Below are 25,105 nucleotides of genomic sequence, written 5' to 3'. Positions count from 1 at the left end.
GCGCGCTCACCGCTGCACCCGGGCCTCGGCCCGGCTCTGCCGCACCAGGCCGGCGGCCTGCACGACGTAGAGCACGGCAGCGAGCAGGTAGAGCGCCGTCCCCCAGACGGTCAGGGCGTACCCGACCGGCGCCACCACCGCGGCGAGCGGCCCCACCCCGTCGGCCAGCAGCAGCAGGGGGAAGGCGTACAGCAGGAGGAAGGTGGCGGCCTTGCCCAGGTAGTGCACCTGCAGGGGCGGCCAGCCGTACGCGCGCAGCACCAGCAGGACGACGGCCAGCACCACCTCGCGGCCCACCAGCAGCGCGACCACCCAGAACGGCACGACGTCGCGGATCACGAAGGCGACCAGGGTGGCCACGATGTAGAGCCGGTCGGCCGCGGGGTCCAGCAGCGCCCCGAGCTTGCTCGACTGGCCCAGGGCGCGGGCGAGCTTGCCGTCCAACCAGTCGGTGGCGCCGGAGACCATGAGGACGACGACGGCCCAGCCGTCGGCCTGCGGGCCCAGCAGGAGCCACAGGAACAGCGGGACGCCGAGCAGCCGCAGCGCCGACAGCGCGTTGGGGATGGTCCAGACCGCGTCGCCGAGCTCGTCCCGGGACGGTGCCGGGGCACCCCCGGGCCGGCCGTCGGTGCGCGTCACGTCGTCCCCACCCCCTGCCACGGCGCCCAACCTAGTGCGCGGGTCCGATAGCGACGCCGCGTGCGCGCGGGTCAGCCCCCGTGGCGCTCGCGGTACCGCCGGGCGCGCTTCGCCGCTGCGCTCCGACGGCGGACCGACTCGGCTTCCTGGCGTTCCCGCTGGGCCACCTCGTGGGCCCGCACCCCGGTCCCCCCGGGGTAGCCGGCCTTGACCAGCCGGTGCTCGGTGGTCTCCGGCATGTAGGCCAGCGAGAAGATCAACCCGAGGACGACGCCGCCCAGGGCGGCCATGCCGCGGATCCAGAACGGGCCGGGGACCAGGAGGAGCAGCACCAGGACGGGCACCGCCATCTGCACCAGGGCGCGGACCACGTGCCGCACCGCCCAGGTGCGGGTGGTCGTGTCGTGCAGGACCCACGTCCGGTGCCGTGCGGGCAGCCCACCGCCCAGGGCGTACCAGAGCCACCGGAGCGGTCCGGGGCGGACGACGTCGCTCACCCCCGTGACTGTGCCAGGGCCGGCTCACCTCCCCGACTGCGCCACCACCAGGCGCGTGACGTCGGCCAGCAGACCGTCGTCGGAGGTGGCCCCGGCCGTGCCCCGGTCGGTGAGCAGGACGACGACCAGCGGTGCTCCTCCGTCGGCGGGCCAGACGACCCCGGCGTCGTTGCGCGTGCCGTACCCGCCGCTGCCCGTCTTGTCCCCCACCGCCCAGCCGGCCGGCACCCCGGCCCGGATCGCCGCGTCGCCGGTGGTGTTGTCCCGCAGCCACTGCCCGAGGAGGGCCCGGCGGTCGGCGGGGAGCACGTCACCGAGCACCAGCTGCTCGATCGAGGCACCCAGGGCCGCCGGGGTGCTGGTGTCCCGCGGGTCGCCCGGGGTGGCCTCGTTGAGGTCGGGTTCGGTGCGGTCGACGTCCGTGACCTCGTTGCCCAGCTCCCCGACGGCGGCCTGCACCGCGGCCGGGCCGCCGAGCCGCTCGATCAGCAGGTTGGCGGCGGTGTTGTCACTGACCACGATGGCGGCCTCCATGACCTCCCGGAGCGGCAGACCGGTGCCCACGTGCTCAGAGGTCACCGGCGCGTACTCCAGGACGTCGTCGGCCTCGATCGGGACGACGGCGTCCAGCTCGGCGTCGGTGACCCGGTCGAGCACCAGCCCCACGAGCAGCAGCTTGAGCACCGAGGCGTGCGCGAACCGCTCGTCGGCGCGGTGCTCGAGCACCTGCCCGGTGCCGGTGTCCAGCACCCACGCGCCGACCCGGGCGCCGTGGGCCACCTCCAGGTCGGCCACGCCGGCGAGCGCGGCCGGCGCCGGGGCCGACGGAGCCGTCGAGGAGGTCGAGGCCGAGGCGGTCGGGTCCGGTGCCGGACCGGTACCGCCGCACCCGGCCGCGAGCAGGACCCCGGCGGCGAGGACGAGCGGTCGCAGCCGGCTCACAGCACGGCCAGGAGGACGCCGAAGCCCAGGGCACCGGCGGCGAGGGCCGGCAGCAGCCAGCCCAGCAGCGCACGGTGCTGACGCCCGTGCCGCCCCAGTCCGACGGCGAGGGCGACCCCGACGACGCAGGACACCACCGCCGACCCCGCGTAGCCGAGCAGCAGACCGAACACCCCGATCCCCTCGGCCAGCCAGGCCGCGACCAGCAGCGCGGCGCCCAGGCCTCGCCACCGTCCGGTGGTGGTCCGCCACGAGCGGCCCGCGACGCCCAGGACGGCACCGCCGACGACCCCGGCCACGACCCACTCGGCCACGGTGGGGGCGTACACGGCGAACCCGCGGGCGGCCGACACGGCGTAGTAGCCGGCGACCTGGGCGACGCAGGACAGCACGCCCACCAGCACGGCGGCCCGCGTCGACCGGGCGCGGGCGCCGAGGGCGAAGGGGGCCAGCAGCCAGGGCCCGACCGCGTTGGTCAGACCGGACAGCACCGTGTCGCCCAGCAGGGTCTGGGCCGGTGAGGTCAGCGCCCCGACGGCGGTGCCCACGAGCACCGCGGCCGGCCAGGTCGCGAGCCGGGCCACGGGAGGGCGGTCGGTGGGACTGGTCTCCAGGAGCACCCCGTGATCGTCACCCAGGGCCCGAGCTGGGCACATCCACCCCGGGGCGGACACCGTGTCCACCCCCGGGAGGGGGCCCTGCCCGACCGGACAGGTCGCCCTGCCCGACCGGGCCGACCTGCCGCCCCGGTCGGTCGCACCTGCGCCGGGACCCTGTCCGGGGTGTGACCCCCGCCCTACGTTCGGCCCCGACTCAGGCACCGCCGCCCGACGAGGAAGGACCCACCCATGCAGGTCGAAGAACTGCTCAAGCCGTTCCCGATCAAGGAGTTCCACCCGTTCCCCCGGGCCATGCTCGGCCCGGGCGCGCACGAGCTGATCGGCCCCGAGGCGCTCAAGCTGGGGTTCAAGAAGACCCTGGTCATGACCTCGGGCCTGCGCGGCACGACCATCGTGGAGAAGATCTCCGAGTCGATGAAGTGGCACGGCCTCGACGTCGTCGTCTACGACCAGGTGGAGTCCAACCCCAAGGACTACAACGTCATGGACGCCGTGAAGCTGTACCAGGAGAACGACTGCGACAGCTTCGTCTCCATCGGTGGCGGCTCCTCGCACGACGCCTGCAAGGGCGCCCGCATCTCGGTCGCCCACGACGGCCGCAGCGTCAACGAGTTCGAGGGGTTCAACCAGAGCGAGAACCCCAAGAACCCGCCGCACATCGCCGTCTCCACCACCGCCGGCACCGGCTCGGAGACCTCCTGGGCCTACGTCATCACCGACACCACGACCGACCCGGACAACCCGCACAAGTACGTCGCCTTCGACGACACCTCGGTGACCACGCTGGCCATCGACGACCCGGTCCTCTACTACGACTGCCCGGTCGACTACACCGCGCAGTGCGGCTTCGACGTCCTAGCGCACGCCTCGGAGCCCTACGTCAGCCGGCTGGACTTCCCGCCGTCACTGGGCAACGCCCTCTACGCCATCAAGCTGACCGCGGAGAACCTGCGCCAGGCGGTCTGGAACGGCCAGGACCTCAAGGGCCGCGAGGGCATGATGCACGCCCAGTACATCGCCGCCCAGGCCTTCAACTCCGGTGGGCTCGGGATCATCCACTCGATCAGCCACGCGGTGAGCGCCTTCTACGACACCCACCACGGGCTGAACAACGCGATCGCGCTGCCCCGGGTCTGGGCGTTCAACATGCCCACCCACTACAAGCGCTTCGCCGAGATGGGCGCCGCGATGGGCGTGGACACGTACGGGATGACCGACGTCCAGGCTGCCGACGCCGCCCTGGCCGCGGCGATCAGGCTGCTGCGCGACGTCGGCATCACCGAGAGGTTCACCGACGTCACGAAGGACAGCTACTCCAAGAACCGGCTGGGCACCGGCCCGACCGCGTTCTACGAGAACGCGAAGGTCATCACCGGGGACGACGCCGACGTCGACCGGATCACCCGGCACGTGCTCGGCGACGCCTGCACCCCCGGCAACCCCAAGGAGTGCACGTTCGAGACCGTGCGCCCGGTGGTCGACCACTGCATGAACGGCGACCTGGACGACCTCCTCTCCTGAGCCGTCGGGTGGGGCGGCCCCCGCGGCCGCCCCACCCCCCTCCTGCAAAAAGCGCCCTTTTTGCACGAGCCCCGTCCGTGCAAAGAGGGCGCTCTTTGCACAACCCCACCCGGGAGCTGCGCCGCATGACCGAGGCACCCACCCGACCCGACGACTTCGCCGACGTGGACGCCGTCGCCGCGGCCTTCGCCGAGCACGGGTACGTCACCGACCGCCGGCTGGCCACGACGACGTTCGTGATGAGCCGGCTGGGCAAACCGCTGCTGCTGGAGGGCCCGGCCGGGGTCGGCAAGACCGAGCTGGCCAAGACCCTCGCCCTGGCCACGGGCCGGCGGCTGCTGCGGCTGCAGTGCTACGAGGGGCAAGACGAGACCAAGGCGCTCTACGAGTGGGACTACGGCAAGCAGCTGCTCTACACCCAGATCCTGCGCGACAAGGCCGCCGAGCTGCTCACCGACACCACGTCGATGGCCGAGGCGGTGGACCGGGTCGCCGAGCAGGACAGCGCCTTCTTCTCCGAGCGGTTCCTGGCCTCCCGTCCCCTGCTGGAGGCCGTGCGCTCCCCCGAGCCGGTGGTGCTGCTCATCGACGAGGTCGACCGCGCCGACGAGGCCCTGGAGGCGGTGCTGCTGGAGATGCTGGCCGAGTACCAGGTGTCGGTGCCCGAGATCGGCACGTTCGTCGCCGAGCACGCCCCGTACGTGATCCTGACCAGCAACAACACCCGCGACCTGTCCGCGGCGCTCAAGCGCCGCTGCCTGCACCTGTTCCTGGAGTACCCCGACGCCGAGCGCGAGCTGGAGATCCTGCGCAGCAAGAAGACCGGCCTGGACGACGCCGCGGCCAGCCAGCTGGTCGACGTCGTCCGCGGACTGCGCGGGCTGGACCTGCGCAAGTCGCCGAGCATCTCCGAGACCATCGACTGGGCCCGCACGCTGGCCGTCCTGGGGGTCACCGAGCTCGAGGCCGGCATCCTGGCCGACACCGTGTCGGTCGTCGCCAAGTACGAGCGGGACGTCGAACGCTCCCGCGCCGCCCTCCCCCGCCTGGTCGACCCCAACGCGACGGTCCCCGAGAAGCACGAGCACGGGCACCACGACCACCCGCACGGCGGCCACTCCCACGACCACGCCGCCGACGACGCCGGCAGGCAGGTCCGCGCCGCCAAGGACCGGCCCGGCCGGCACGACGAGGAGTACTACGGCCAGAGGAGCAGCGGGTCGGGCAACGAGACGTCCGGCGGCGCCCGGGAGATCCCGCCGACCACCCGCGGGGTGACGGCGTCCCAGGGTGCCCGGTCCTTCGCCAACCGCGGGGGTGCGAAGAACGCCGCCCGCCGCCGTCCGGTCTGATGGAGGGCGCGCTGCACCGGTTCATCCGGCTGCTGCGGCTGCGCGGCATGCGGATCTCCACCGCCGAGGCGGTGGACGCCTTCGCCGCGGCGACCGCGGTCCGGGTCAGCGACCGGGCCGCCCTGGAGGCCGCACTGGGGGCGGCACTGCTCAAGGACCGCCGGGACACCGAGGTCTTCGCCGACACGTTCGCGAAGTTCTTCAGCTTGACCAGGGTGGCCGAGGACGACGAGGAGTACGGGCACGCCCACGACGACCTGGTCGACGACGGCGACCTGACGAAGATGACCTGGTCGCAGGAGCCCGGAGCCGAGCCCGAGCAGGGGCACAGCCACGGCAAGCCGGTCGACATCCGGGACTTCTTCAAGCCCGAGGACCTCACCCAGCAGTACAACCTGCACCAGGAGGCCAACAAGGTCGACCTGGCCTCGCTGACCCAGCAGATCGTGCTCAGCAGCGAGCCGGTGGGCAACGCCGACGGGCAGGAGAACGTGCAGGTCGAGGTGGGCCGGCTGCACGACCCGGGGCTGCCCGGTGACCTGGTGCGGGCCGGGGGCACCCAGCTGGACGTCGAGCTGTCGGTGGCCCAGCAGCAGGCGCTGCGCGACTGGCTGGCCGACCCGGTCGACGACCTGGACCCCGAGCTGGCCGACGCGCTGCGCCGGCAGCTCGCCGGGGTGATCGACGACCTGCCCGAGCTCCTGCAGGCCCACCTGCAGAAGCTGGCCGAGATGACCGACCTGGCCATCGAGGAACGCGAGCTGCGCAGCGCCCCGGTGCAACGGGTGACCGAGGCCGAGCGGGCCCGGATCGAGGAGTCGCTGCGCCGGCTGGCGAGCTCCCTGCACGGGGGGCTGACGCACAAGAAACAGCGCTCGAACCGAGGGCGGATCAACGTCAGCCGCACGATGCGGTCGAACATGAAGTACGACGGTGTCCCGTTCCGCCCGGTGACCACCCGGCTGGCCGAGGACAAACCGCGGCTGGTCGTCGTCGCCGACGTGTCGCTCTCGGTGCGGACGACGGCGCGGTTCACCCTGCACGTGGTGCACGCCCTGCAGGACCTCTTCGCCCAGGTGCGCACCTTCGCCTTCGTCGACGACGTCGTGGAGATCACCGACCTGTTCGACGAGCACCCGCTGGAGCACGCGCTGGGCCTGGTGTTCGGCGGGGACGTGATCGACGTGGACGCGACCAGCGACTACGGCACGGTGTTCGCGAAGCTGGCCCGCGAGCACGCCGGGGCGTTCACCCGCCGGACGACGCTGATGGTGCTCGGCGACGGTCGGGGCAACGGCAACTCCCCGCGGGTCGACGTCTTCGCCGACCTGGCCCGCCGGGTGCGGGAGACGATCTGGCTGACCCCGGAGCCGCGGTACTCCTGGGCGTTGGGCGGCTGCGACCTGCCGGCCTACGCCGACAGCTGCGACCGGGTCGAGGTGATCCGCGACCTCTCGGCGCTGGAGGGACTGGCCACCGACGTGGTCACCCGGGTCAGATGAGCCCGAGCTTGGACCCCGCGTAGACCGCCTCGGCCCGCCGGGACACCGACAGCTTGCGCATGAGGTTGCGCACGTGGAACTTCGCCGTCGTCGCCGAGATGTAGAGCTCCCGGCCGATCGCCTCGTTGGACAGCCCGCGGGCCAGCAGGGCCAGCACGGACTGCTCCCGGGCGGTCAGCTCCGGTCCGGCCGCCGGCGGGCCACCGGCCAGGGAACGCACGACCATGGCCGCGCTGTGGCTGTCGAAGGCCGACTCGCCCCGCCGGACGGCCCGGATCGCGGCGACCAGCGAGACGGCGTCGACGTCCTTGAGCACGTAGCCGCGGGCCCCGGCCTGGATGGCGCTGAGCACCAGCTGCTGGTCCAGGAAGGTGGTCACCACCAGGACGCCGGGGGCCGGCGCGCGACCGGTGAGCCGCCCGCACAGCGCCAGCCCGGCGGTGTCGGAGTCGGCGGACAGCTTGAGGTCCAGCAGCACGATGTCCGGACGCTCCCGGGCGACCAGGTCCAGCGCCTCGTCGGCGGTGGCCGCCTCGCCGACCACCCGCACGTCGTCCTCGCGCTCCAGGATCGAGCGCAGCCCCTGCCGGACGATGGCGTGGTCGTCGACGACGACCAGCCGGATGACCTCAGCCACCGGGCACCTCGACCGGCACCCGGACCTCGACCCGGACCCCGCCCATCCGCGCCCGGGCGAACCGCAGCGTGCCCCCGATCTCGGCGGCCCGGGACACCGCGTTCGGCAGCCCGCGGTGCGCCCCCTCCCGGCTCCCGGCGCGCAGGGACCGGCGCAGGGTCTCCGGGTCGCCGCTCCCGTCGTCGGCGACCGAGAGCCGCACCTCCCCGGGGCGGTAGGCCAACCGGACCGTGCACCGGGTCGCCACCGCGTGCCGGGCCACGTTGAACAGGCACTCGGTCGCGATCTTGACCAGGGCCTCCACGCACCCCGCCGTCAGGGGCACCGGTCGGCCCTCCACCCGCACGGCGACCTCCAGCCCGGGCACCGGGTGCAGCTCGGGCAACCGCCCCAGCAGCTCGGGCAGCCCGGGCGACCCGCCGTCCAGGTGGTCGCTGGAGAGCGTGTGGATGACCGCCCGCAGCCGTTCCACCGCCTCCCGGGTCAGCGCCTTGGCGTGCCCGAGCCGGGCGTGCACCTCGCTGTGGTGGGCCACCTCGGGCCGGCACCACTCGATCGTCATCCCGGCCGAGAGCACGTGCTGGGCGACGCTGTCGTGCAGCTCGCGGGCGATCCGGTGCCGTTCGACGTCGACGGCCTCGCGCTGGGCCGCGACGTCGATCTGCCGGCGCAGCGCCTCGGACTGGGCCAGCAGCGAGTCGCTGAGCAGCGCCACCGCCGACTGGTTGGCCACGATCCGCAGGATCGACAGGTCCGCGGCGGTCACGTCGGCCTGGGGCCCGGCCCAGGCGACCAGCGCGCCGGTCTGCTCGCCGTCGACCACGAGCGGCACGACGACGGCGCCGTCCGCGTCCTGACCCGGCTCGCCCCGGGGCGTCGCCAGTGCGGCCACGACCGATCGGCGGACCCCGCCGGGCAGGTCGTCCAGGTCCCGCACCGGTTGACCGGACGGCCCCCGGGCGACCAGCCGGGGGGCCGCCAGCGGCAACGCGTCCTCGGCCACCGCGAGCACCACCCAGGCCGCGCCCAGGTGGTCGGCGGTGGCGTCCACGACGGCCCGGCAGAGCGCGTCGGCCCCCCGGCCGGTGGCCGACAGCACCTGCGCGATGCGGTCCAGCGAGCCCAGCGCCCGGGTCAGGCTGTCGGCGGAGTGCCGGTACTCGGCGTACCAGGTGGGCTTGGACGAGCGCAGCCCGGTGAGCTCGCTGATCCCGGGCACACCGACGGTCACATCGCCGTCCGGAACAGCTCGGCGACGTCGGCCTGGCTGGCGTCGCGGGGGTTGGTGGACAGGCAGGCGTCGGCCAGCGTGGTCACCGACAGCGTCTCCACGTCCGCGGCCGTCACCCCGAGCTCGGCGAGCCCGGCCGGGCAGCCCAGGTCGGCGGCCAGGGCGGCGACCGCGTCGGCGGCGGCCTCGGCCGCGGTGCCGGCGGCCATCCCGGTGGTGTCCACGCCCAGTGCCCGCGCGACCGCCCCGAACCGGGCCGGCGCCGTGCGGGCGTTGAACCGGATGACGTGCGGCAGCAGCACGCCGTTGACCACCCCGTGCGGGAGGTCCAGCAGCCCGCCGACCTGGTGGCTCATGGCGTGCGTCGCGCCCAGGATGGCGTTGGTGAACGCCAGCCCGGCCTCGAGACTGGCCTGGGCCATCGCCGTCCGGGCGTCGACGTCCTCGGGGTGGGTGAGCGTGCGGCGCAGCGAGCCGGCGATCAGCCCGATCGCGTGCAGGGCGTGCACGTCGGTGAGCGGGCCCGCGGCCCGGGACACGTAGGCCTCCACCCCGTGGGTCAGCGCGTCCAGGCCGGTCGCGGCGGCGAGGTCGGCGGGCATGGTGGTGAGCAGCCGGGGGTCGGTGAGGGAGATGTCGGGCACCAGGGCCCGGCCGATGAGGGTGGCCTTGACCCGGCGGGCGGTGTCGGTGATCACCGCGAACTGGGAGACGTCGGCGCCGGTGCCCGCCGTGGTGGGGCACATGACGGTCGGCGGGATCGCGGCGGTGACCCGGTCCACGCCCTCGTAGTCCAGGATCTCGCCGCCGTTGGAGGCGACGACGGCGATGGCCTTCGCGGCGTCGATCACCGACCCGCCGCCCAGTCCGATGATCACGTCGCACCCGCTGGCCCGGTAGACCGCCGCCCCGGCAGCCACCTCGTGGTCCTTGGGGTTGGGCGTCATCTCCTGCCAGCTGGTGGCCACCAGCCCGACGTCGGCCAGGTGCCGGGCCAGCTCGCGGGCCCACCCGGCCCGGGCCACGCCCTCGTCGGTGACCACGAAGGGCCTCCGCGCGCCCAGCCGGCGGGCCGCGTACCCGGCCTCGGACAGCGCGCCCCACCCGAAGACGACCTCGGGCACCAGGTACTTGCTGAACGCGCTGCGGGCCGACCCGGCGGGGGCAGCGACGGACCGGACGGGTGACACCAGGGACGACACGAGGGGCACGGCGACCTCCGGACCGGGGAGCGGTCAGTCCGTCGACCGTAGCCGTTCCGGGGCCTTCGACGGTGACCCGTGCCACATCACCGCAACGTGCGCTGCGCAGCGGCCGCCGCTCAGACGACGGGCGCGCCGTCCCGGGTGCGGTGGTCGGCGTGCGACAGGGCCTGCCGGACGAGCTCGCCGATGTGCGAGTCGGCCAGGGCGTAGAAGACGAACGTGCCCTCGCGGCGGTTGGCGACCAGGCCGGCCAGCCGCAGCTTGGACAGGTGCTGGCTGACCGCGGTGGGGCTGGTGCCGGCGAGCTCGGCCAGGCAGGCGACCGACGTCTCGCCCTGCATCAGGGCCCACAGGATGTTCAGCCGGGTGGGGTCGGCGAGCATGCGCAGCGCGTCCGCCGCCCGACGCACGTCGTCGGGGGCGGGCATGTCGAAGTCGTCGATGCCCTGGTGCACCCCCGGAGACTACCGAGGCCGTCGAGGACCGGGTCGGACCACCTGCGCACCTTCACGCATGCGCAGGTACGTTGCCCCGGTGCCCACCGCCACGCTGACCCGGACCACCGACCCGCAGCCCGCACCCTCCCGGCTGTCGGTGGCCTGGACGCTGTCCGAGGTCCGCTGGGCCGCCACCGCGCTGGTCCTGTTCCTGCTCGGCGCGCTGCTGCAGCTCGCCGGCGCGCCCGCGCTGCTCTTCTGGGCCGTCTACCTGGCCTGCTACGTCGCCGGCGGGTGGGAGCCCGCGGTCGCCGGGTGGCAGGCGCTGCGGGAGCGGACGCTGGACGTCGACCTGCTGATGGTGGTCGCCGCGATCGGAGCCGCGGCCATCGGGCAGGTGTTCGACGGGGCGCTGCTGATCGTGGTGTTCGCGACGTCCGGGGCGCTGGAGGCCTTCGCCACCCGGCGCACCCGCGACGCGGTCCGGTCGCTGACCGAGCTCGCCCCCGAGCAGGCCTGCCGGCTGGACGACGACGGCACGGGGACGGTGCTGCCTGCGCTGGAGCTGGTCGTCGGCGACCGGGTGCTCGTGCGCCCCGGGGACCGGCTGCCCGCCGACGGCACGGTGCTGGCCGGTGCCTCCGAGGTCGACCGGGCCTCGGTCACCGGCGAGCCGATGCCGGCGGACGCGCGGGTCGGGGACACGGTGTTCGCCGGCACGGTGAACGGCACGGGCACCCTCACCGTCCGGGTCGACGTCCCCGCCCACGACAGCGTCGTGGCCCGGATCGGCGCGCTGGTCGAGCAGGCCTCGGAGACCAAGGCCGGCACCCAGCTGTTCATCGAGCGCGTCGAGCAGCGGTACTCCGTCGGCGTGGTGGTGGCCACGCTGGCGCTGTTCGCCGTCCCCCTGCTGCTGGGCGCGGACCTGCAGAGCGCACTGCTGCGGGCGATGACGTTCATGATCGTCGCCTCGCCGTGTGCCCTGGTGCTGGCGACCATGCCCCCGCTGCTGTCGGCCATCGCCACCGCCGGGCGCCACGGCGTGCTGGTCACCTCGGCCGTCGCCATGGAGGGCCTGGGCACCGTCACCGCGGTCGTCGTGGACAAGACCGGCACGCTCACCGACGGCACGCCGACGGTCGTGGCGGTGCTCCCGGCCGGGGACCGCTCCCCCGACGAGCTCCTCGCGCTGGCCGCGGCCGCCGAGGGCCCCAGCGAGCACCCGATCGGTCGCGCCGTGGTGACCGCGGCCCGGGACCGCGGTCTCGCCGTCCCGGCCTGTGCGGACTTCCGGGCCGCCGTGGGGCGCGGTGTCTCGGCCACGGTCGCCGGCCGGTCGGTCACCGTCTCGGCCCCCCAGGACACCGTCGGGTCCGGTGCGGTCCGGGCGGAGCAGGACCGGGGCCGCACCGTGGTCGAGGTGCGGGTGGACGGGTCGCCGGCGGGGCATCTCGCGCTGGCCGACCGGCTCCGCCCCGCCGCGGCCGACACCGTCGCGGCCCTGCGCGGTGCGCTGGGCCACTCCCCCGTGCTGCTCACCGGCGACTCCCCGCAGGCCGCTCGGTCCCTGGCCGCGGGCGTCGGCATCACCGACGTGCGGGCCGGCCTCCTGCCCGAGGACAAGGTGGCCGCCGTCCGCCAGCTCCAGGCCCGGGGGCACCGGGTCATGGTCGTGGGGGACGGCGTCAACGACGCCCCGGCCCTCGCCGCCGCCGACGTCGGGGTCGCGATGGGCGGGATCGGCTCGGACCTGGCGGTCTCCAGCGCCGACGTCGTCGTCGTGCGCGACGACCTGGCCACGCTGCCGGCCCTGGTCGAGCTGTCCCGCCGGGCCCGTCGCCTCGTGGTGCAGAACCTGACGATCGCCGGCTTGGTGGTCGTCGCCCTCGTGACCTGGGACCTGGTCGGCCACCTGCCGCTCCCGCTGGGCGTCGCCGGCCACGAGGGCTCCACCGTCCTGGTGGCGCTGAACGGGCTGCGGCTGCTGCGCCGCCGGGCCTGGGCCCCGGCGGCCTGAGAGGCTGCCCCTGAGGACGGGGCGTCGGGGAGAGCGGAGATCGCGGTGGGTCTGGACTTCGACGAGGGCGACGAGCTGCGCGACCTGCGGGCGGCCGTGGCGGACCTGGCCGGCCGGTACGGCCACGCCTGGTACCTGGAGCAGGCCCGCACCGGGGGCACCGTCCAGGCGCTGTGGGACGAGGCCGGCAGGGCCGGGTTCCTCGGGGTCGCGCTGCCCGAGGAGCACGGCGGCGGGGGCGGCGGCCTGGTCGAGCTGTCGGTCGTGCTGGAGGAGCTCGGCGCGGCCGGCTGTCCGCTGCTGATGATGGTGGTCAGCCCGGCCATCTGCGGCACGGTCATCGCCCGGTACGGCACCCCCGAGCAGCGCGACCGCTGGCTGCCGGGCATCGCCGACGGGCAGCTGACCATGGCCTTCGCCATCACCGAGCCCGACGCCGGGTCCAACAGCCACGCGATCACCACGGTGGCCCGCCGGGACGGCGACGAGTGGGTGCTCAGCGGCCAGAAGGTGTGGATCAGCGGGGTCGACGTCGCCGACGCGGTCCTCGTCGTCGCCAAGCTGGCCGACGCGGGCACGGGCACGCTGCGACCGGCGCTGTTCGTCGTCCCCACCGACGCGCCGGGTCTGAGCCGCACGGTGATCCCGATGGAACTGGTCAGCCCGGACCACCAGTTCCAGCTCTTCCTGGACGACGTCCGGCTGCCCGCGGACGCCCTGGTCGGCGCACCGGAGGCCGGGATCGCCCAGTTGTTCGCCGGGCTCAACCCCGAGCGGGTCATGGGCGCGGCCTACTCGCTGGGCACCGCCCGGCTGGCCCTGACCAAGGCCGCCGCCCACGCCCGGGAGCGCCGGGTCTGGGGCACGCCCATCGGGGCGCACCAGGGCATCTCGCACCCGCTGGCCGCCGCGCAGGTGGAGGTCGAGCTGGCGCGCCTGATGACGCTCAAGGCCGCCTGGCTGATCGACACCGGGCAGGACGCCGGGTCGGCCGCGAACAGCGCCAAGTACGCCGCCGCCGAGGCCGTGGTGCACGCCGTGGACGCCGCGGTGCAGACCCACGGCGGGTCCGGGCTGAGCCAGGAGACCGGCATCGGCGCGCTGATCACGTCGTCCCGGTTCTCCCGGATCGCCCCGGTGAGCCGGGAGATGATCCTGAACTTCGTGGCCCAGCACGACCTCCGGCTCCCGCGCTCCTACTGAGGTCGCCGGGCGGGCACCGGTGGCGACGGGGGTCAGCTCACGGGCACGACGAGCACCGCGCACGGCCCCCGGCGCAGCAGCGTGCTGGTGGTCTCTGCCAGCGGCCCGGCTCCCGGCGGGCGTCCGACCACCGCCAGGGACGACGTCGCCGACAGCTCGAGGAGGAGCGCGCCGGAGGGCACCCGGGACACCCGCTGACACGCCTGGAGGCCGGGACGGGTGGTGCGCAGCGCGGTGTCCAACAGCGCGGCGCTGCCGGGTGCACCGTCGGCGGCGACGACCACCCCGTCGGCGCCGGGAGCGGCCTGCCGGTGGACCAGCAGGGGCCCGGGTGTCGAGCGGGCCAGGGCCACCGCGACGGACCCGGCACGGGGGCCCTCCCGCGCGCTGTGTCCACGCACCCCGACCACCAGCAGCGACGCACCGACGGCGGCCGACGTGAGGACGTCGACGGCCGTCCCGTCCGTCAGGCCCCCGGTGACCGGGACCCCGGGGTGGGAGACCTGCACCGCGTCGGCCAGCCGGGAGAGCTCGGTGAGGGCGGACCGGCGGGCCGCGACCCGGCCCGCGTCGCCCGGCGGCAGTCCCGGGACCCCGGCGGCCGGCCACTCCAGGGCCCGGACCAGGTGCAACCCCACCCCGAGCCACGCGGCCGCCCGGGCGGCCGCCCACGCCGCGTCGGTGGCCGAGGGCGAGCCGTCCACCCCGCAGACCACCGGACCAGGTCGCGGGGGCGCCGTGTCGGGGTCTGGCGTCACCCCCCGACCCTGCGGTCGGGACCCTCCAGGGCCGGGGGGTCACCGGTCCCCTCCAGCGGGGTCGCAGGTCCCGCCGTGCCGGCGGACGGGACGTTGGTCCCTGACGCGAGACGTGCCGACGACCTACGGTCACCGGATGGACTCCCACGTCGGCACCCCGTTCCACCGGTGAGCACCGTCGAGGACGGTGCCCCGGCCACCGTCCGGGTCTTCCTGCTCGACGACCACGAGGTGGTGCGGCGCGGCATCGCCGCCGTGCTGGGCACCGACCCGGCGATCGAGGTGGTCGGGGAGGGCAGCACCGCGCACGAGGCGATGGTCCGCATCCCGGCACTGCGACCGGACGTGGCGGTCCTCGACGTCCGGCTGCCCGACGGGGACGGCGTCACCGTCTGCCGCGACCTGATGTCGAGGATGCCGGACCTGCGGGTGCTGATGCTGACCAGCTTCAGCGACGACGAGGCGCTCTTCAGCGCGATCCTGGCCGGGGCCTCGGGCTACCTGCTCAAGCAGATCCTCGGCCAGGACCTGGTCGCCGCGGTGCGCACGGTGGCCGCCGGGGGCTCCCTGCTGGACCCCGCGGCGACGGCGGCGGTGCTGGAGCGGATGCGCCGCAGCGAGCTGCCCGCAGGACCGGTGAGCCGGCTGTCCGAGCAGGAGCGCACGGTGCTCGAGCTCATCGGGGAGGGACTGACCAACCGGCAGATCGGCGCCCGGATGTTCCTGGCGGAGAAGACGGTCAAGAACTACGTCTCCCACCTCCTGGCCAAGCTCGGGATGGAACGCCGCACCCAGGTGGCCATCCTGGCGACCGAACTGCGGGCGGACTCACCGCAGCGGTGAGCTCCAGCGCAGGCACGTCCCGCCCTCGGGTCGTGCGGCGACGTCGAAGCCCCCACCGCGGGCGTGCGCCCGGGTGGCCAGGTTGTCCAGCCCGCTGCGGTGTGCGGTCGGCACGATGCCCACGCCGTCGTCGACGACCTCGACCACCACGGCCTCGGATCCCTCCACGGTGACCGTGACGGTGACCGACCGGGCGGCGGCGTGCCGGGTCACGTTGCTCACCGCCTCCCGGACGACGGCCTCCACGTCGGCCGCCAGCGCCCCGGTGACCAGCGCGTCGACCGGTCCCCGGGTGCGCAGGCTGGTGGCCAACGTGCCCGCGGACCCGGTGAGGGCGTCCAGCACGCGGCGGCGCAGGCTGGGGTCGCGGGCGTCGTCGGCGGTGCTGTGCAGGTCGAACACGGTGGAGCGGATGTCCCGGATCACCGTGTCGAGCTGACCGACGACGTCGAGCACCCGGTCGCGGGGGACGCCGTCGGCGAGCAGCTGGGGCAGCACCGCCTGGAGCGTGAGACCGGCGGCGAAGATCCGCTGGATGACGTGGTCGTGCAGGTCCCGGGCGATCCGGTCGCGGTCGGCGTAGACGTCCAGGCTGCGGGCCAGTCGTTGCCGGGCGGCCATGTCCAGGGCCAGCGCGGTCTGGTCGGTGAACGTCTGCAGCAGCGGGGCCACCGACGGGTCGTAGGGATCGGCGTCCCGCCGCCGCCCCACCACCAGGACCGCCTCGCTGCCGTCCGCGGTGCGCAGGGACGCCCCGAGGACGGGGCCCCACCGTTCCTGGTCTGCCATCCGGTCCGAGGGCACACCGCTGAAGTCCAGGTCCAGGACGGTCCCGCCGTCGGCGCGGACGAGCGCCTCGACCAGCGAGGAGGTGGCCGCGGTCAGCGGCACCCCGGTGGAGTCCGGCAGCCCGGGTCCGCTCTGGGCCCGGGAGGTCCAGGTCCCGGGCTCCCCCACCGGTGCCATCAGCCGAGCCGCGTCGCTGCCGGTCAGCCGCCGGACGGCGTCGGTGATCTGGTTCAGCACGTCACCGGGTGCCGTGCCGCCCAACAGCTGCTCGCGGACGGTGGCCACGGCGTCGGCCCAGCGACGTCGCTCCTGCTCGTCGGCCAGCCGCCGGGCGTTGTCGACGGCGATCCCGGCGGCGCCGGCGAGGGCGAGGACCAGCTCCTCGTCCTCGGCGGTGAAGGACCCGGTGCGCTTGTCGGTGAGGTAGAGGTTGCCGTAGACCTCGCCGCGGACCTGGACGGGCACCCCGAGGAACGACTGCATCGGCGGGTGACCCGGTGGCACCCCGACGGAGGACGGGTGGGCGCTGAGGTCGTCGGCCCGCAGCGGTTCGGGACGGGTGACGAGCTGCCCGAGGACGCCGAGGCCCTGGGGCAGGCTGCCGATGCGGGCCACGGTCGCGTCGTCGATGCCCTGGTGGATGAACCGGGAGAGCCCCCCGTCGCGGCCGACCACCCCCAGCGCGCCGTACCGGGCGTCGACCAGTTCCACGGCGACCTCGACGATCCGGCGCAGCGTGTCGTCGAGGTCCACCCCGGACTGCACCTGCAGGAACGCCGAGAGGAGCCCGCGCAGTCGGTGCTGGGCGCGGCCCAGTTCGTCGATCCGGTCGCCGGCGTCCTCCAGGGCGCCGGGTCGGTCACCGTGCCGGACGGGGAGGTGGACCACCGCGCACCTCCTCACGACCGGGCCGGCCGACCCGGTCGAGCCTGCCAGGTCCCGCCGGGTGGCGGGGACCCGTCATCCCGACGGGCGGGCCGTGCCCGACCGGACGACGGTCACCGGGCAGTGCGCGTGCTCGACCACCTGGTTGCTCACCGAGCCCAGGAGCAGGCCCCGGAACCCACCCCGGCCGCGGGCCCCCACCACCACGAGGTCGGCCGCGGACGAGGCCTCGACCATCGCCCGGGCCGGGGCCGCGTGGACCACCTGGCAGGTCACTTCGACGTCCCGGCCGGCCTGCACCTCGGCGACGTGTCCGCGCAGCTCGGCCGCCACGGACGCCTCCCAGTCGGCCAGCGGCGGCACGAACCCGGGCGTCGCCGACGCCGGCCGGGGGCAGCTGGTCATCGACCAGGCGCGCACCACGTGCACGGGCCAGTGCCCACGGGCGGCCACGGTGAGCGCCCAGGCCAGCGCCTCCTGCGCGCACCGCGAGCCGTCGTGGCCGACCACCATCCCACCGGGCACCTCGGCGTGTTCGCGGACATCGCTCACGGTTCTCCTCACGGTCGTCCACCCCAGCGGTGGAGCGTGCTGACCACGCTGTCGGGCGGCGACCACCCGGGCCAGGGTCGGAGGTCCCGGGACCCCGGCTCGACCTGGGACGGGAGCCTCACCGGACCCCCCGGGCCCCTCGCCCCGGGAGTCGACCCGCCGCTACGGCCCGACCGTCGCGGCGAGGTGGCGTCGTCCCGGACGACCGGTGCCCGGCCGGTCACCCTCGCGCTGGAGCAGCACCGGGCACGGCGCGTGCAGCGCACAGTGCAGCGCGACGGACCCCAGCACCATCCCCATCAGCTGACCTGCGCCGTGGCTGCCGACCACGAGCAGCCACGCACCGACGGCCCGGGCGACGAGCGCCTCTCCGGGGGAGCCGACCACCACGTGCAGCTGCACCGGGACCTCGGGCAGGTCCAGGTCCGCCGCGGCCGCCCGGACCTCCACCAACGTCCGCGCAGCGGCGGACTCGGCGGCGCGCCGCAGGTCGACCGACGACGGTGGCGACACCGCGGCCGACGTCCAGGTGCTGCCGTCGTCGTAGGCGGCGACCACGTCCACCACGGCGTCGGCACGTGCGGCCGCCGCGAACGCGGCCAGCAACGCCGCGGCCGCAGCCGGTGAGCCGTCGATGCCGACGACCACCCGCCGGCGGCCCACGGTCACAGCGTCCGTGGGTGAGGCCGGGACGACCACCAGCGGGGAGTGCGCGTGCCCGGCGCAGTGCAGGGACACCGACCCCAGCAGCAGGCTCCGCACCGAGCCGCGCCCCCGGGAGCCCACCACCAGCAGGGCGGCACCGCGCGAGCGCTCGACCAGCTCCAGCGCCGGGGAACCCGCTTCGGTCACGACGTCCACCGTCAGGTCGTCCACGCCAGCTGACCCGGCCGCGACCAGTTCGGCGGTGACCTCGGCGACGACCTGGCGGGCCCGCCGGGCGGTGTCGTCCCGGATCTCCTCGTAGGGGAAGGCGCCGGCCATGTAGGGCGCCGACCAGTAGTGGTCGATGGTGAACGCGGCCACGACCTGGACGCGTGCCCCGCGGCGGACCGCCTCGGGCAGGCCCCAGCGCAGCCCAGCACGGGCGCCGGGTGAGTCGTCGACCCCGATGACGACCCGCGGACGGGGCGGCGGGCCGACGGGCGGCGCGGTCACGCCGGGCTCACGATCGGCACGGCCTGCCGGTGGACGTCGACTTGCCAGTCCGCGGCCAGGGCGGCGAACGCGGCGACCCCGGTCACCACGGGAGCCAGCACGGCGAGCGCTGCCGCGGCCGTGACCGGGACCTCGATGACGGTGTGGCCGACGCTGTCCCTCACCACGATGCGCCGCACGTTGCCCTCGCGCAGGAGGGCTCCCACCCGCGCGGCGAGTGCATCGCCGCGGATCCGGGTCGTCTCGTGGGCCTGCGCTCCCGGTCGTCCGGTGTCGTCGGTGGACGTCATGTCTGGTGCTCCTCGGGTGGGTCCGGTGTGCCACCACCAGTGGCTCCCGCGGCCTCCCCGACCACCAGTGCCGGAGTACCCGGGCGGGGTCCTCAGCTGCCCTGCAGCGGACCCGGTGGGTGTCAGGGGGCTCGGTGGCGCGGCTCGCGCCGTGGCCGGACGCCGCCGGGTGCGCACCCGTCTCACGGCTGGGCCCCCAGCACGACCAGCCGCCAGCGGTACTCCTCCTCGTCGATGTCGCCCTGGGCGAAGCGTTCGGCCAGCACCTCGTGCGCGGTGGGTCGAGCGCCGTGCGCGGGCGGCGGTGGTGTCGTGGGGCGGCGCAGGAGGAGCCAGGCGATGGCGAGGAGGAGCCCTCCGAGCAGGAGGCCGGCCAGCACCGTGCTCCCCATGCCCATGCCGCCCCAGCCGTCCGTGTGACCGCCCCACCAGCCACTCACACCGACGCCCCGGCGGTCGCGGCGACCCCAGCGGCCCGCAGGCGGCCAGGGGCCCAGGACCGGTCGGTGGGCCGGACCACCAGCACCGGGCAGGGCGCGTGCAGCACGCAGTACAGCGCCACCGACCCCAGCACCAGGCCGCGGAACTCCCCGCGGCCACGGCTGGCCACCACCAGCAGGTCGGCCCCGGCGGCCTGCTCCACCAGCGCCGGGCCCGCCTCGCCACCGACGGAGAGCCGGTGGACCTCGGCGTGCTCGCCGATCGTGGCCTCGAACAGGCCCGCCAACCCCTCCTCCAGGGCTGCGAGCTCGGCGGCGTCCCGCTCCGCCGTCGTGGGCGTGACGGCGCGGTACTGGTCGTACCAGAGGTCGGTCACCCCGTAGGCGCGGACCGCGGTCACCCTCCCCCGCGGCCCGGCCTCCTCGACCGCCCAGGCCACCGCGGCAGCTGAGCGCGCGGAGCCGTCGACCCCGGCGACCACGGAGACGCCCACGCTGGGATCGGCCCACCCGCCCGGCTCGGGGACGACGACCACCGGGCAGGCTGCCGAGCTCACGCAGTGCAGGGCGACCGAACCCGTCACCGCGCTGGCGACCACGCCGCGGCCCCGCGTGCCCACGACCAGCAGGTCGACCTCCGACGAGCGACGCACCAGCAGCTCGGCGGGGTGCCCGGGTTCGATGTGCATCGCCACCGGGACGCCGAGCACGGTCGGGTCCTCCTCCCGCACCTGGTCGAGCACCTCGCGGGCCCTCGACCAGGTGTCGTCGTGCACGGCGTCCAGCCGGCTGAGGTCGGTCACCTCCGCGGCGGCCAGCCAGCCCATCGACGCCACGGTGGGGTACGCGGCGACCACCTGGACCTCGGCGCCGTGCCGGGCCGCCCAGTGCAGGGCCCACCGCACGGCGGCCCGCGAGCCCGGGGACCCGTCGACGCCCACCAGCACCTGCGGGGGGATGCCCGGAACGGTGCCGGAGGCGGCGTCGGGGCGGTGGGTGCGGGGTGTGGCGGTCACGGGGTGCTCCTCGGTCGGGTCCGGCAGGTCGCCCCAGCCTGGGCCGCCCCGCCGCCGTCGCCCCACCGTCGAACGTCCCGCTGCCCGGGACCTTCGGCAGCCGGGTCGGGCCCCCCGACCCGGGTCGGACCCACGGCTCCGCGGCGAGGCTGGGGGCTCCCCACGGCAGGAGCCACCATGGCCGAGCTCTCCCCCACGACGACGACCGACGCCGACGGCGACCTCCGTGCCCGACGCGCCCTCGACGCCGCCGTCGACCGAGCGGTGCTCGCCCCCTCGCTGCACAACAGCCAACCGTGGTCGTTCCGGCTGCACCCGGCCGACCGACCACGACGGCTGGACGTCCGGGCCGACCGGACCCGGCACCTGACCGCCATCGACCCGACCGGGCGCGAGCTGGTGCAGAGCTGCGGCGCCGCGCTCCTCAACGCCCGGGTCGCGCTGGCCGCGCACGGGTTCGCGACCAGGACCTGCCGGCTGCCCGATGCCGGGGACCCCGACCTGCTCGCCGTCGTCGAACTCGAGGACGGCCCGCCCGACGTCGCGCTCGCCGGGCTCGACCGCGTCGTGGGGCGCCGGCACACCAACCGCCGGACCTTCGCCCCCGGGGTGCCGACCCGGGGCCAGGAGGACGAGTTCCGGGCAGCGGCCGCCACCGAGGGTGCCGAGCTGCTGCCGGTGGTCGGTGCCGAGCAGCACCGGCTGCTGGCCCGGCTGACCCAGGTCGCCGACGGTCGCCAGCACCAGGACCCCGCCTACCGGGCCGAGCTCCGCCGGTGGACCAACCGGCCGGCCGAGGCCCGGGACGGCATCGTGCCCGCCGCCGTGCCCCACGTGGACGGTTCGGCCCGGGACGACCTGCCCGTCCGGGACTTCGACACCCGCGGTGACGGGGCGCTGCCCGTCTCCACCGGCGACGGCGCCGAGCCCACCGTCGTCCTGCTCAGCACCGTCGACGACGACGAGGAGGCCTGGCTGCGCGCGGGCGAGGCGCTCCAGCGGGTGCTGCTTGAGGTCACCCGGGCCGGCTTCGTGGCCGGTCCGGTCACCCAGGCGCTGGAGGACCCCCGGACCCGGCAGGAGCTGCGGTCGTCCCTCACCTGGGACCGCTGGCCGCAGAGCGTCCTGCGCATCGGTCGTGCCGCCGTGACCGTCCCGACCCCGCGCCGCTCCCGGCAGGACGTGCTGCGCGGCGGGTCGGAGCGACCGTGAGGCGTCCCGTGGTGGTGTGCGCCGACGACCCGGCCACGCTGGAGGCGGCTTCCGTCGAGTCGCTGCGCCGCCTCCGACCCCTGCTGCTGGTGCGTGGGGGCCGCTCGAACCCCTCGACCCTGGTGACCGCGTCGGCGACGGCCGCCCTGGTCGTCCTCGGTGCGAGCTCGCCGTCCCCGGGTCGGGCCTGCACGGGGCTCGCGGTCGCCGGGGCTGCGCTCTGCCCGGTCCTGGTGGTCCCCCGCCCGGATCCGGTGGGTCGACCCCGGCGCGACGTCGTGGTGGGGATGTCGGCCCGCCCGGGCAGCCGGGCCGCGGACACCCTCCTGCTGCACACCGCGCTCGCGGCCGCGACGGCCCGTGGCACCGGTGTCCTCGCCGTGCACGCCTGGTCGGACACCGGCCCGGAACCCGACCGCCACAGCACCCCGGGCGAGGTGGACTGGGGGCTCCTCCTCCCCGACGAGCACCGCACGCTGGCCGAGGTGTTGGCCGGTTGCGCCGAGGACTGGCCCGACGTGCCGCTGAGGCAGGCGGTCGTCCGGGCCCCGCTCGGACCCACCCTGCTGGCGACCGCCCTGTCCGCCCAGCTCCTCGTGCTCGGTACGCACCGGCGGCACGCCCGCGGCGCCGTCCGCCTCGTGCTGCACCGCCCGCCCTGTCCCGTCGAGCTGGTCCCCACCGGCACACGCACCCCGAACGCCCACCTGCAGCCCCGCGTCCTGGAGGACCACAGATGACACCCAGCACCACGCCCCGCACCGTCGTCGTCGGTGTCGACGGGTCCACCGGCTCCGACGAGGCCGCGCACGCCGCCGCCGTCGCCGCGTCCGCCGCGGGCGCCCACCTGGTCGTCGTCCGGGCCTTCGACTGGCCGACCGCCGGGGTCACCGGTCTGCCCGTCGACGTCGACGGACGGTCGGCCGCCCACGGCTCGTCGCAGGTCCGGCTCACGTGGCTGGTCGCCCAGCTGGCCCAGCGGCTGCCCGCCGGGCAGATCGAGGCCCGGCTGGTCGACGGCGAACCGGTGGCGGTGCTGCGGGCTGCGGCCGCCGACGCCGCACTGCTGGTGGTCGGGGCCCACGGTCAGGCCTGGCACAGCGGCGCCACGCTGGGATCGGTGACCGCGGCCCTGGTCCGCCGCTCCCCGTGCCCCGTCCTGGTCCACCGGAGCCGGGAGGCCCTCAGCGGGCTGCCCACCGGGGTCGTCGCCGGGGTCGACGGTGGCCCCGGCAGCGCCCACGTGCTGGCCATCGCCGCCCGCGAGGCCGTCCTGCGTCAGACGTCGCTGCACGTCCTGCACACCTGGCCGCAGCTCACCGAGGACGCCGGCACCCCCGTGCAGTGGCTCCTCGACGCCCGCGCCACCACCACGACCGAGCAGGCCGTGGTCCACGGGCTCGTGGCGGCGCTGCGGCGCGACACCCCGGGCCTGGACGTCGAGGCAACCGTCGTCGTGGGCCGGGCCGGCCCCGCTCTCGTGCACGCCTCCCACACGGCCCAGCTCCTGGTCGTCGGCCGGCCGGCGGTGCCCGCGGACGAGGAGGTCCGGGCGACCACCCGTCAGGCGGCACACCGGGCCGGGTGCCCGGTCTTGGTGGTGCCGCTGCCCGCCGTGGCCGACGTGCGCGCCGCGGCCGCCCCGGAGCCGGTGCAGGCCTGACCGCTCCGGGCACGACCGCGCGGGGTGTGCGGGCGGCGGCGGCCCGGCTCCGAGCGCTCCTCCCGGGCCCGGCCGACCTGACGGCCGTGCGCCGTCGGCCGCGGCGGGACCTAGTGGCCGGGGTGACCGTCGCCGTGGTGGCCCTGCCCCTGGCGCTGGCCTTCGGGGTCGCGTCGGGCCTGGGCGCACAGGCCGGCCTGGCCACCGCCGTGGTGGCCGGCATCGTCGCCGCCGTGTTCGGCGGGTCGAACCTGCAGGTCACCGGGCCGACCGGGGCGATGACCGTCGTCCTGGTGCCGGTGGTGGCCGCGTTCGGGCCGACCGGGGTGCTCATGGTGGGCGCGATGGCCGGGGTCGTCCTGGTGCTGCTCGCGGTCGCCCGGCTCGGTCGGGTGGTCCGGTTCCTGCCGGTGTCGCTCGTCGAGGGGTTCACCGCCGGGATAGCCGTGGTGATCGCGCTCCAACAGGTGCCGGCCGCGCTCGGGGTCACCGACGCCACCGGTGAGCACGTGGTCACCCGCGCCGCCGACGCCGTCGTCCGGGCGGCCGCCGACCTCCAGCCGGCCGCCCCGCTGACCGCCCTGGCCGTGGCGGCGGTGATGCTGCTGGGCGCGCGGTGGCGCCCGGGCCTGCCCTTCTCGCTGGTCGCCGTGGTGCTGGCGACCGGGCTGGCCGCGGCCCTCCCCCTGGGCCTGGTCACCCTCGGCACGCTGCCCTCCGGGCTGCCCGCGCCGTCGCTGGCGTTCCTGGACGTCTCCGCGGTGGGGGTGCTGCTGCCCTCCGCGCTGGCCATCGCCGCGCTGGCCGCCCTGGAGAGCCTGCTCTGCGCCACCGTGGCCGACGGGATGAGCGTCGGCGAACGGCACGACCCGGACCGGGAGCTCTTCGGTCAGGGGCTGGCGAACCTGGCCGCTCCGGTGTTCGGCGGCATCCCGGCCACCGGGGCCATCGCCCGCACCGCCGTCGCCGTCCGGGCCGGTGCCGGGTCGCGGCTGGCCGCCGTCACGCACTCGCTCGTGCTGCTGCTGGTCGTGCTCGTCGCCGCACCCCTGGTGTCCCGCATCCCGCTGGCCGCACTGGCCGGCGTGCTGTTCGCGACCTGCGTGCGGATGGTGGAGGTGGGCTCGGTGCGGGCGCTGCTGCGCTCCACCCGGGCCGACGCAGCCATCGTGCTGGTCACCTTCGGGGTGACGGTGGCCGTGGACCTGGTGACCGCGGTGGGGGTCGGCCTGGCCGTCGCGGTCCTGCTGGCGCTGAGGTCGGTGGCCCGCACCGCCGGGGTCGAGCAGGTGCCGCTGGAGGCCGGGGACCACAGCGCCGAGGAGCAGGACCTGCGGGACCGGCACGTGGTGGCCTTCCGGATCGACGGACCGCTCTTCTTCGCCGCCGCCCACCAGCTGCTCCTCGAGCTGCCGACCCTGGCCGAGGTGCGGGTGGTCGTGCTGCGGATGAGCCGGGTGACCACGCTGGACGCCACCGGGGCGCACGTCCTGGGCGACGCCGTCGGGCGGTTGGAGCGGCGCAGCATCACGGTGGTGCTCTCGGGCATCTCCGCCACCCACGACGCGGTGCTCGACGCCCTGGGTGTGGGCGCCCATCTCCGGGCGGCCGGCCTCGTGTTCCCCGACACCCCCTCGGCCATCGCCCGCGCCCGCGAGCTGGCCCTGCCGCCCAGCGCTCCGTGACGTCG

The 25,105-nt window shown here is 75.6% G+C and carries 25 protein-coding genes; 10 read left to right on the top strand and 15 right to left on the bottom strand.

Features of this window, described 5'->3' with window-relative positions; translation table 11 throughout:
* Positions 1 to 6: 6 nt before the first annotated feature.
* The 4 genes from F1C76_20825 to F1C76_20810 all read right to left on the bottom strand — a co-directional run bounded on the left by F1C76_20825 (position 7) and on the right by F1C76_20810 (position 2,665).
* On the bottom strand, positions 7 to 567 hold the full coding sequence (locus F1C76_20825; GenBank protein QNG39439.1) for a CDP-alcohol phosphatidyltransferase family protein: 561 nt from the start codon (positions 565 to 567) through the stop codon (positions 7 to 9).
* 146 nt (positions 568 to 713) lie between these two features.
* Entirely contained in the window at positions 714 to 1,139 is a 426-nt protein-coding gene (locus tag F1C76_20820; GenBank protein QNG38660.1) for a hypothetical protein, read from the bottom strand.
* Between the two features lie 24 nt (positions 1,140 to 1,163).
* Positions 1,164 to 2,081, bottom strand: a complete 918-nt coding sequence (gene bla / locus F1C76_20815; GenBank protein QNG38659.1) for a class A beta-lactamase — start codon at positions 2,079 to 2,081, stop codon at positions 1,164 to 1,166.
* Positions 2,078 to 2,665 (bottom strand): hypothetical protein, encoded by a 588-nt coding sequence (locus tag F1C76_20810; GenBank protein QNG38658.1) that lies wholly within the window; start codon positions 2,663 to 2,665, stop codon positions 2,078 to 2,080. Before F1C76_20810 ends, bla begins: the two co-directional genes overlap by 4 nt.
* Positions 2,666 to 2,929: 264 nt before the next feature.
* Between F1C76_20810 and mdo the strand changes: the two genes are divergently transcribed.
* The 3 genes from mdo to F1C76_20795 all read left to right on the top strand — a co-directional run bounded on the left by mdo (position 2,930) and on the right by F1C76_20795 (position 7,076).
* Positions 2,930 to 4,222, top strand: coding sequence for an NDMA-dependent methanol dehydrogenase (gene mdo, locus F1C76_20805; GenBank protein QNG38657.1), 1,293 nt, complete (start codon positions 2,930 to 2,932; stop codon positions 4,220 to 4,222).
* A 125-nt stretch (positions 4,223 to 4,347) separates the two neighbouring features.
* The gene (locus F1C76_20800; GenBank protein ID QNG38656.1) at positions 4,348 to 5,574 is read left to right on the top strand and encodes a MoxR family ATPase; all 1,227 of its coding nucleotides are present in this window, start codon (positions 4,348 to 4,350) and stop codon (positions 5,572 to 5,574) included.
* Complete coding sequence (locus F1C76_20795) at positions 5,574 to 7,076, top strand: VWA domain-containing protein (GenBank protein ID QNG38655.1); 1,503 nt, start codon at positions 5,574 to 5,576, stop codon at positions 7,074 to 7,076. The genes F1C76_20800 and F1C76_20795 overlap by 1 nt, the downstream gene beginning before the upstream one ends.
* On the opposite strand, the gene F1C76_20790 is transcribed toward F1C76_20795, so the two are convergent.
* From F1C76_20790 to F1C76_20775, 4 genes are all read right to left on the bottom strand, one after another.
* A complete protein-coding gene (locus tag F1C76_20790; GenBank protein QNG38654.1) occupies positions 7,069 to 7,713 on the bottom strand; it encodes a response regulator transcription factor in 645 nt (214 codons plus the stop codon). The two genes, F1C76_20795 and F1C76_20790, sit on opposite strands and share 8 nt — an antisense overlap.
* Positions 7,706 to 8,944, bottom strand: a complete 1,239-nt coding sequence (locus tag F1C76_20785) for a sensor histidine kinase (GenBank protein QNG38653.1) — start codon at positions 8,942 to 8,944, stop codon at positions 7,706 to 7,708. The genes F1C76_20790 and F1C76_20785 overlap by 8 nt, the downstream gene beginning before the upstream one ends.
* Positions 8,941 to 10,155, bottom strand: coding sequence for an iron-containing alcohol dehydrogenase (locus F1C76_20780; protein ID QNG38652.1), 1,215 nt, complete (start codon positions 10,153 to 10,155; stop codon positions 8,941 to 8,943). Before F1C76_20780 ends, F1C76_20785 begins: the two co-directional genes overlap by 4 nt.
* Positions 10,156 to 10,265: 110 nt before the next feature.
* Positions 10,266 to 10,604, bottom strand: a complete 339-nt coding sequence (locus F1C76_20775; protein QNG38651.1) for a helix-turn-helix transcriptional regulator — start codon at positions 10,602 to 10,604, stop codon at positions 10,266 to 10,268.
* Positions 10,605 to 10,662: 58 nt separating this feature from the next.
* On the opposite strand from F1C76_20775, the gene cadA reads away from it, so the two are divergent.
* Positions 10,663 to 12,606 carry a cadmium-translocating P-type ATPase gene (gene cadA / locus F1C76_20770; GenBank protein ID QNG38650.1) on the top strand — a complete coding sequence of 648 codons (1,944 nt, stop codon included), beginning with the start codon at positions 10,663 to 10,665 and terminating at the stop codon, positions 12,604 to 12,606.
* A 51-nt stretch (positions 12,607 to 12,657) separates the two neighbouring features.
* Entirely contained in the window at positions 12,658 to 13,809 is a 1,152-nt protein-coding gene (locus F1C76_20765) for an acyl-CoA dehydrogenase (protein ID QNG39438.1), read from the top strand.
* A 32-nt stretch (positions 13,810 to 13,841) separates the two neighbouring features.
* Here F1C76_20765 and F1C76_20760 read toward each other — a convergent pair whose 3' ends face one another.
* Positions 13,842 to 14,567 carry a universal stress protein gene (locus F1C76_20760; GenBank protein QNG38649.1) on the bottom strand — a complete coding sequence of 242 codons (726 nt, stop codon included), beginning with the start codon at positions 14,565 to 14,567 and terminating at the stop codon, positions 13,842 to 13,844.
* A gap of 168 nt (positions 14,568 to 14,735) precedes the next feature.
* Here F1C76_20760 and F1C76_20755 point away from each other — a divergent pair, with 168 nt between their 5' ends.
* Positions 14,736 to 15,410, top strand: a complete 675-nt coding sequence (locus tag F1C76_20755; GenBank protein ID QNG38648.1) for a response regulator transcription factor — start codon at positions 14,736 to 14,738, stop codon at positions 15,408 to 15,410.
* Here F1C76_20755 and F1C76_20750 read toward each other — a convergent pair.
* From F1C76_20750 to F1C76_20725, 6 genes are all read right to left on the bottom strand, one after another.
* A complete protein-coding gene (locus tag F1C76_20750; GenBank protein QNG38647.1) occupies positions 15,396 to 17,087 on the bottom strand; it encodes a GAF domain-containing protein in 1,692 nt (563 codons plus the stop codon). The genes F1C76_20755 and F1C76_20750 overlap by 15 nt on opposite strands.
* Before the next feature lie 72 nt (positions 17,088 to 17,159).
* Positions 17,160 to 17,597 (bottom strand): universal stress protein, encoded by a 438-nt coding sequence (locus F1C76_20745; protein ID QNG39437.1) that lies wholly within the window; start codon positions 17,595 to 17,597, stop codon positions 17,160 to 17,162.
* A gap of 201 nt (positions 17,598 to 17,798) precedes the next feature.
* A complete protein-coding gene (locus F1C76_20740; protein QNG39436.1) occupies positions 17,799 to 18,431 on the bottom strand; it encodes a hypothetical protein in 633 nt (210 codons plus the stop codon).
* 359 nt (positions 18,432 to 18,790) lie between these two features.
* On the bottom strand, positions 18,791 to 19,084 hold the full coding sequence (locus F1C76_20735) for a DUF4342 domain-containing protein (GenBank protein ID QNG38646.1): 294 nt from the start codon (positions 19,082 to 19,084) through the stop codon (positions 18,791 to 18,793).
* 182 nt (positions 19,085 to 19,266) lie between these two features.
* Complete coding sequence (locus F1C76_20730) at positions 19,267 to 19,482, bottom strand: hypothetical protein (protein QNG38645.1); 216 nt, start codon at positions 19,480 to 19,482, stop codon at positions 19,267 to 19,269.
* 38 nt (positions 19,483 to 19,520) lie between these two features.
* Entirely contained in the window at positions 19,521 to 20,153 is a 633-nt protein-coding gene (locus F1C76_20725; GenBank protein QNG39435.1) for a universal stress protein, read from the bottom strand.
* Between the two features lie 564 nt (positions 20,154 to 20,717).
* Here F1C76_20725 and F1C76_20720 point away from each other — a divergent pair.
* The 4 genes from F1C76_20720 to F1C76_20705 are packed head-to-tail and all read left to right on the top strand — an operon-like array spanning position 20,718 to position 25,100.
* Positions 20,718 to 21,752, top strand: coding sequence for a hypothetical protein (locus tag F1C76_20720; GenBank protein QNG38644.1), 1,035 nt, complete (start codon positions 20,718 to 20,720; stop codon positions 21,750 to 21,752).
* Entirely contained in the window at positions 21,749 to 22,492 is a 744-nt protein-coding gene (locus tag F1C76_20715) for a hypothetical protein (protein QNG38643.1), read from the top strand. The genes F1C76_20720 and F1C76_20715 overlap by 4 nt, the downstream gene beginning before the upstream one ends.
* Positions 22,489 to 23,415 (top strand): universal stress protein, encoded by a 927-nt coding sequence (locus F1C76_20710; protein QNG38642.1) that lies wholly within the window; start codon positions 22,489 to 22,491, stop codon positions 23,413 to 23,415. Before F1C76_20715 ends, F1C76_20710 begins: the two co-directional genes overlap by 4 nt.
* The gene (locus F1C76_20705; protein QNG39434.1) at positions 23,412 to 25,100 is read left to right on the top strand and encodes a SulP family inorganic anion transporter; all 1,689 of its coding nucleotides are present in this window, start codon (positions 23,412 to 23,414) and stop codon (positions 25,098 to 25,100) included. Before F1C76_20710 ends, F1C76_20705 begins: the two co-directional genes overlap by 4 nt.
* The last annotated feature ends 5 nt before the right edge of the window (positions 25,101 to 25,105 follow it).

This window comes from Geodermatophilaceae bacterium NBWT11, from assembly GCA_014218215.1.
Lineage (GTDB): Bacteria > Actinomycetota > Actinomycetes > Mycobacteriales > Geodermatophilaceae > Klenkia.
This window is presented reverse-complemented; position numbering and strand designations above follow the sequence as displayed.

Bases quoted from the DNA above. Each gene is read 5' to 3' on its own strand.
- F1C76_20730 (QNG38645.1), bottom strand. From the start codon at position 19,482: ATGGGCATGGGGAGCACGGTGCTGGCCGGCCTCCTGCTCGGAGGGCTC.
- F1C76_20735 (QNG38646.1), bottom strand. From the start codon at position 19,084: ATGACGTCCACCGACGACACCGGACGACCGGGAGCGCAGGCCCACGAG.
- F1C76_20745 (QNG39437.1), bottom strand. From the start codon at position 17,597: ATGGTGGTCGGCCACGACGGCTCGCGGTGCGCGCAGGAGGCGCTGGCC.
- F1C76_20795 (QNG38655.1), top strand. From the start codon at position 5,574: ATGGAGGGCGCGCTGCACCGGTTCATCCGGCTGCTGCGGCTGCGCGGC.
- F1C76_20720 (QNG38644.1), top strand. From the start codon at position 20,718: ATGGCCGAGCTCTCCCCCACGACGACGACCGACGCCGACGGCGACCTC.
- mdo (QNG38657.1), top strand. From the start codon at position 2,930: ATGCAGGTCGAAGAACTGCTCAAGCCGTTCCCGATCAAGGAGTTCCAC.
- F1C76_20800 (QNG38656.1), top strand. From the start codon at position 4,348: ATGACCGAGGCACCCACCCGACCCGACGACTTCGCCGACGTGGACGCC.
- F1C76_20710 (QNG38642.1), top strand. From the start codon at position 22,489: ATGACACCCAGCACCACGCCCCGCACCGTCGTCGTCGGTGTCGACGGG.
- cadA (QNG38650.1), top strand. From the start codon at position 10,663: ATGCGCAGGTACGTTGCCCCGGTGCCCACCGCCACGCTGACCCGGACC.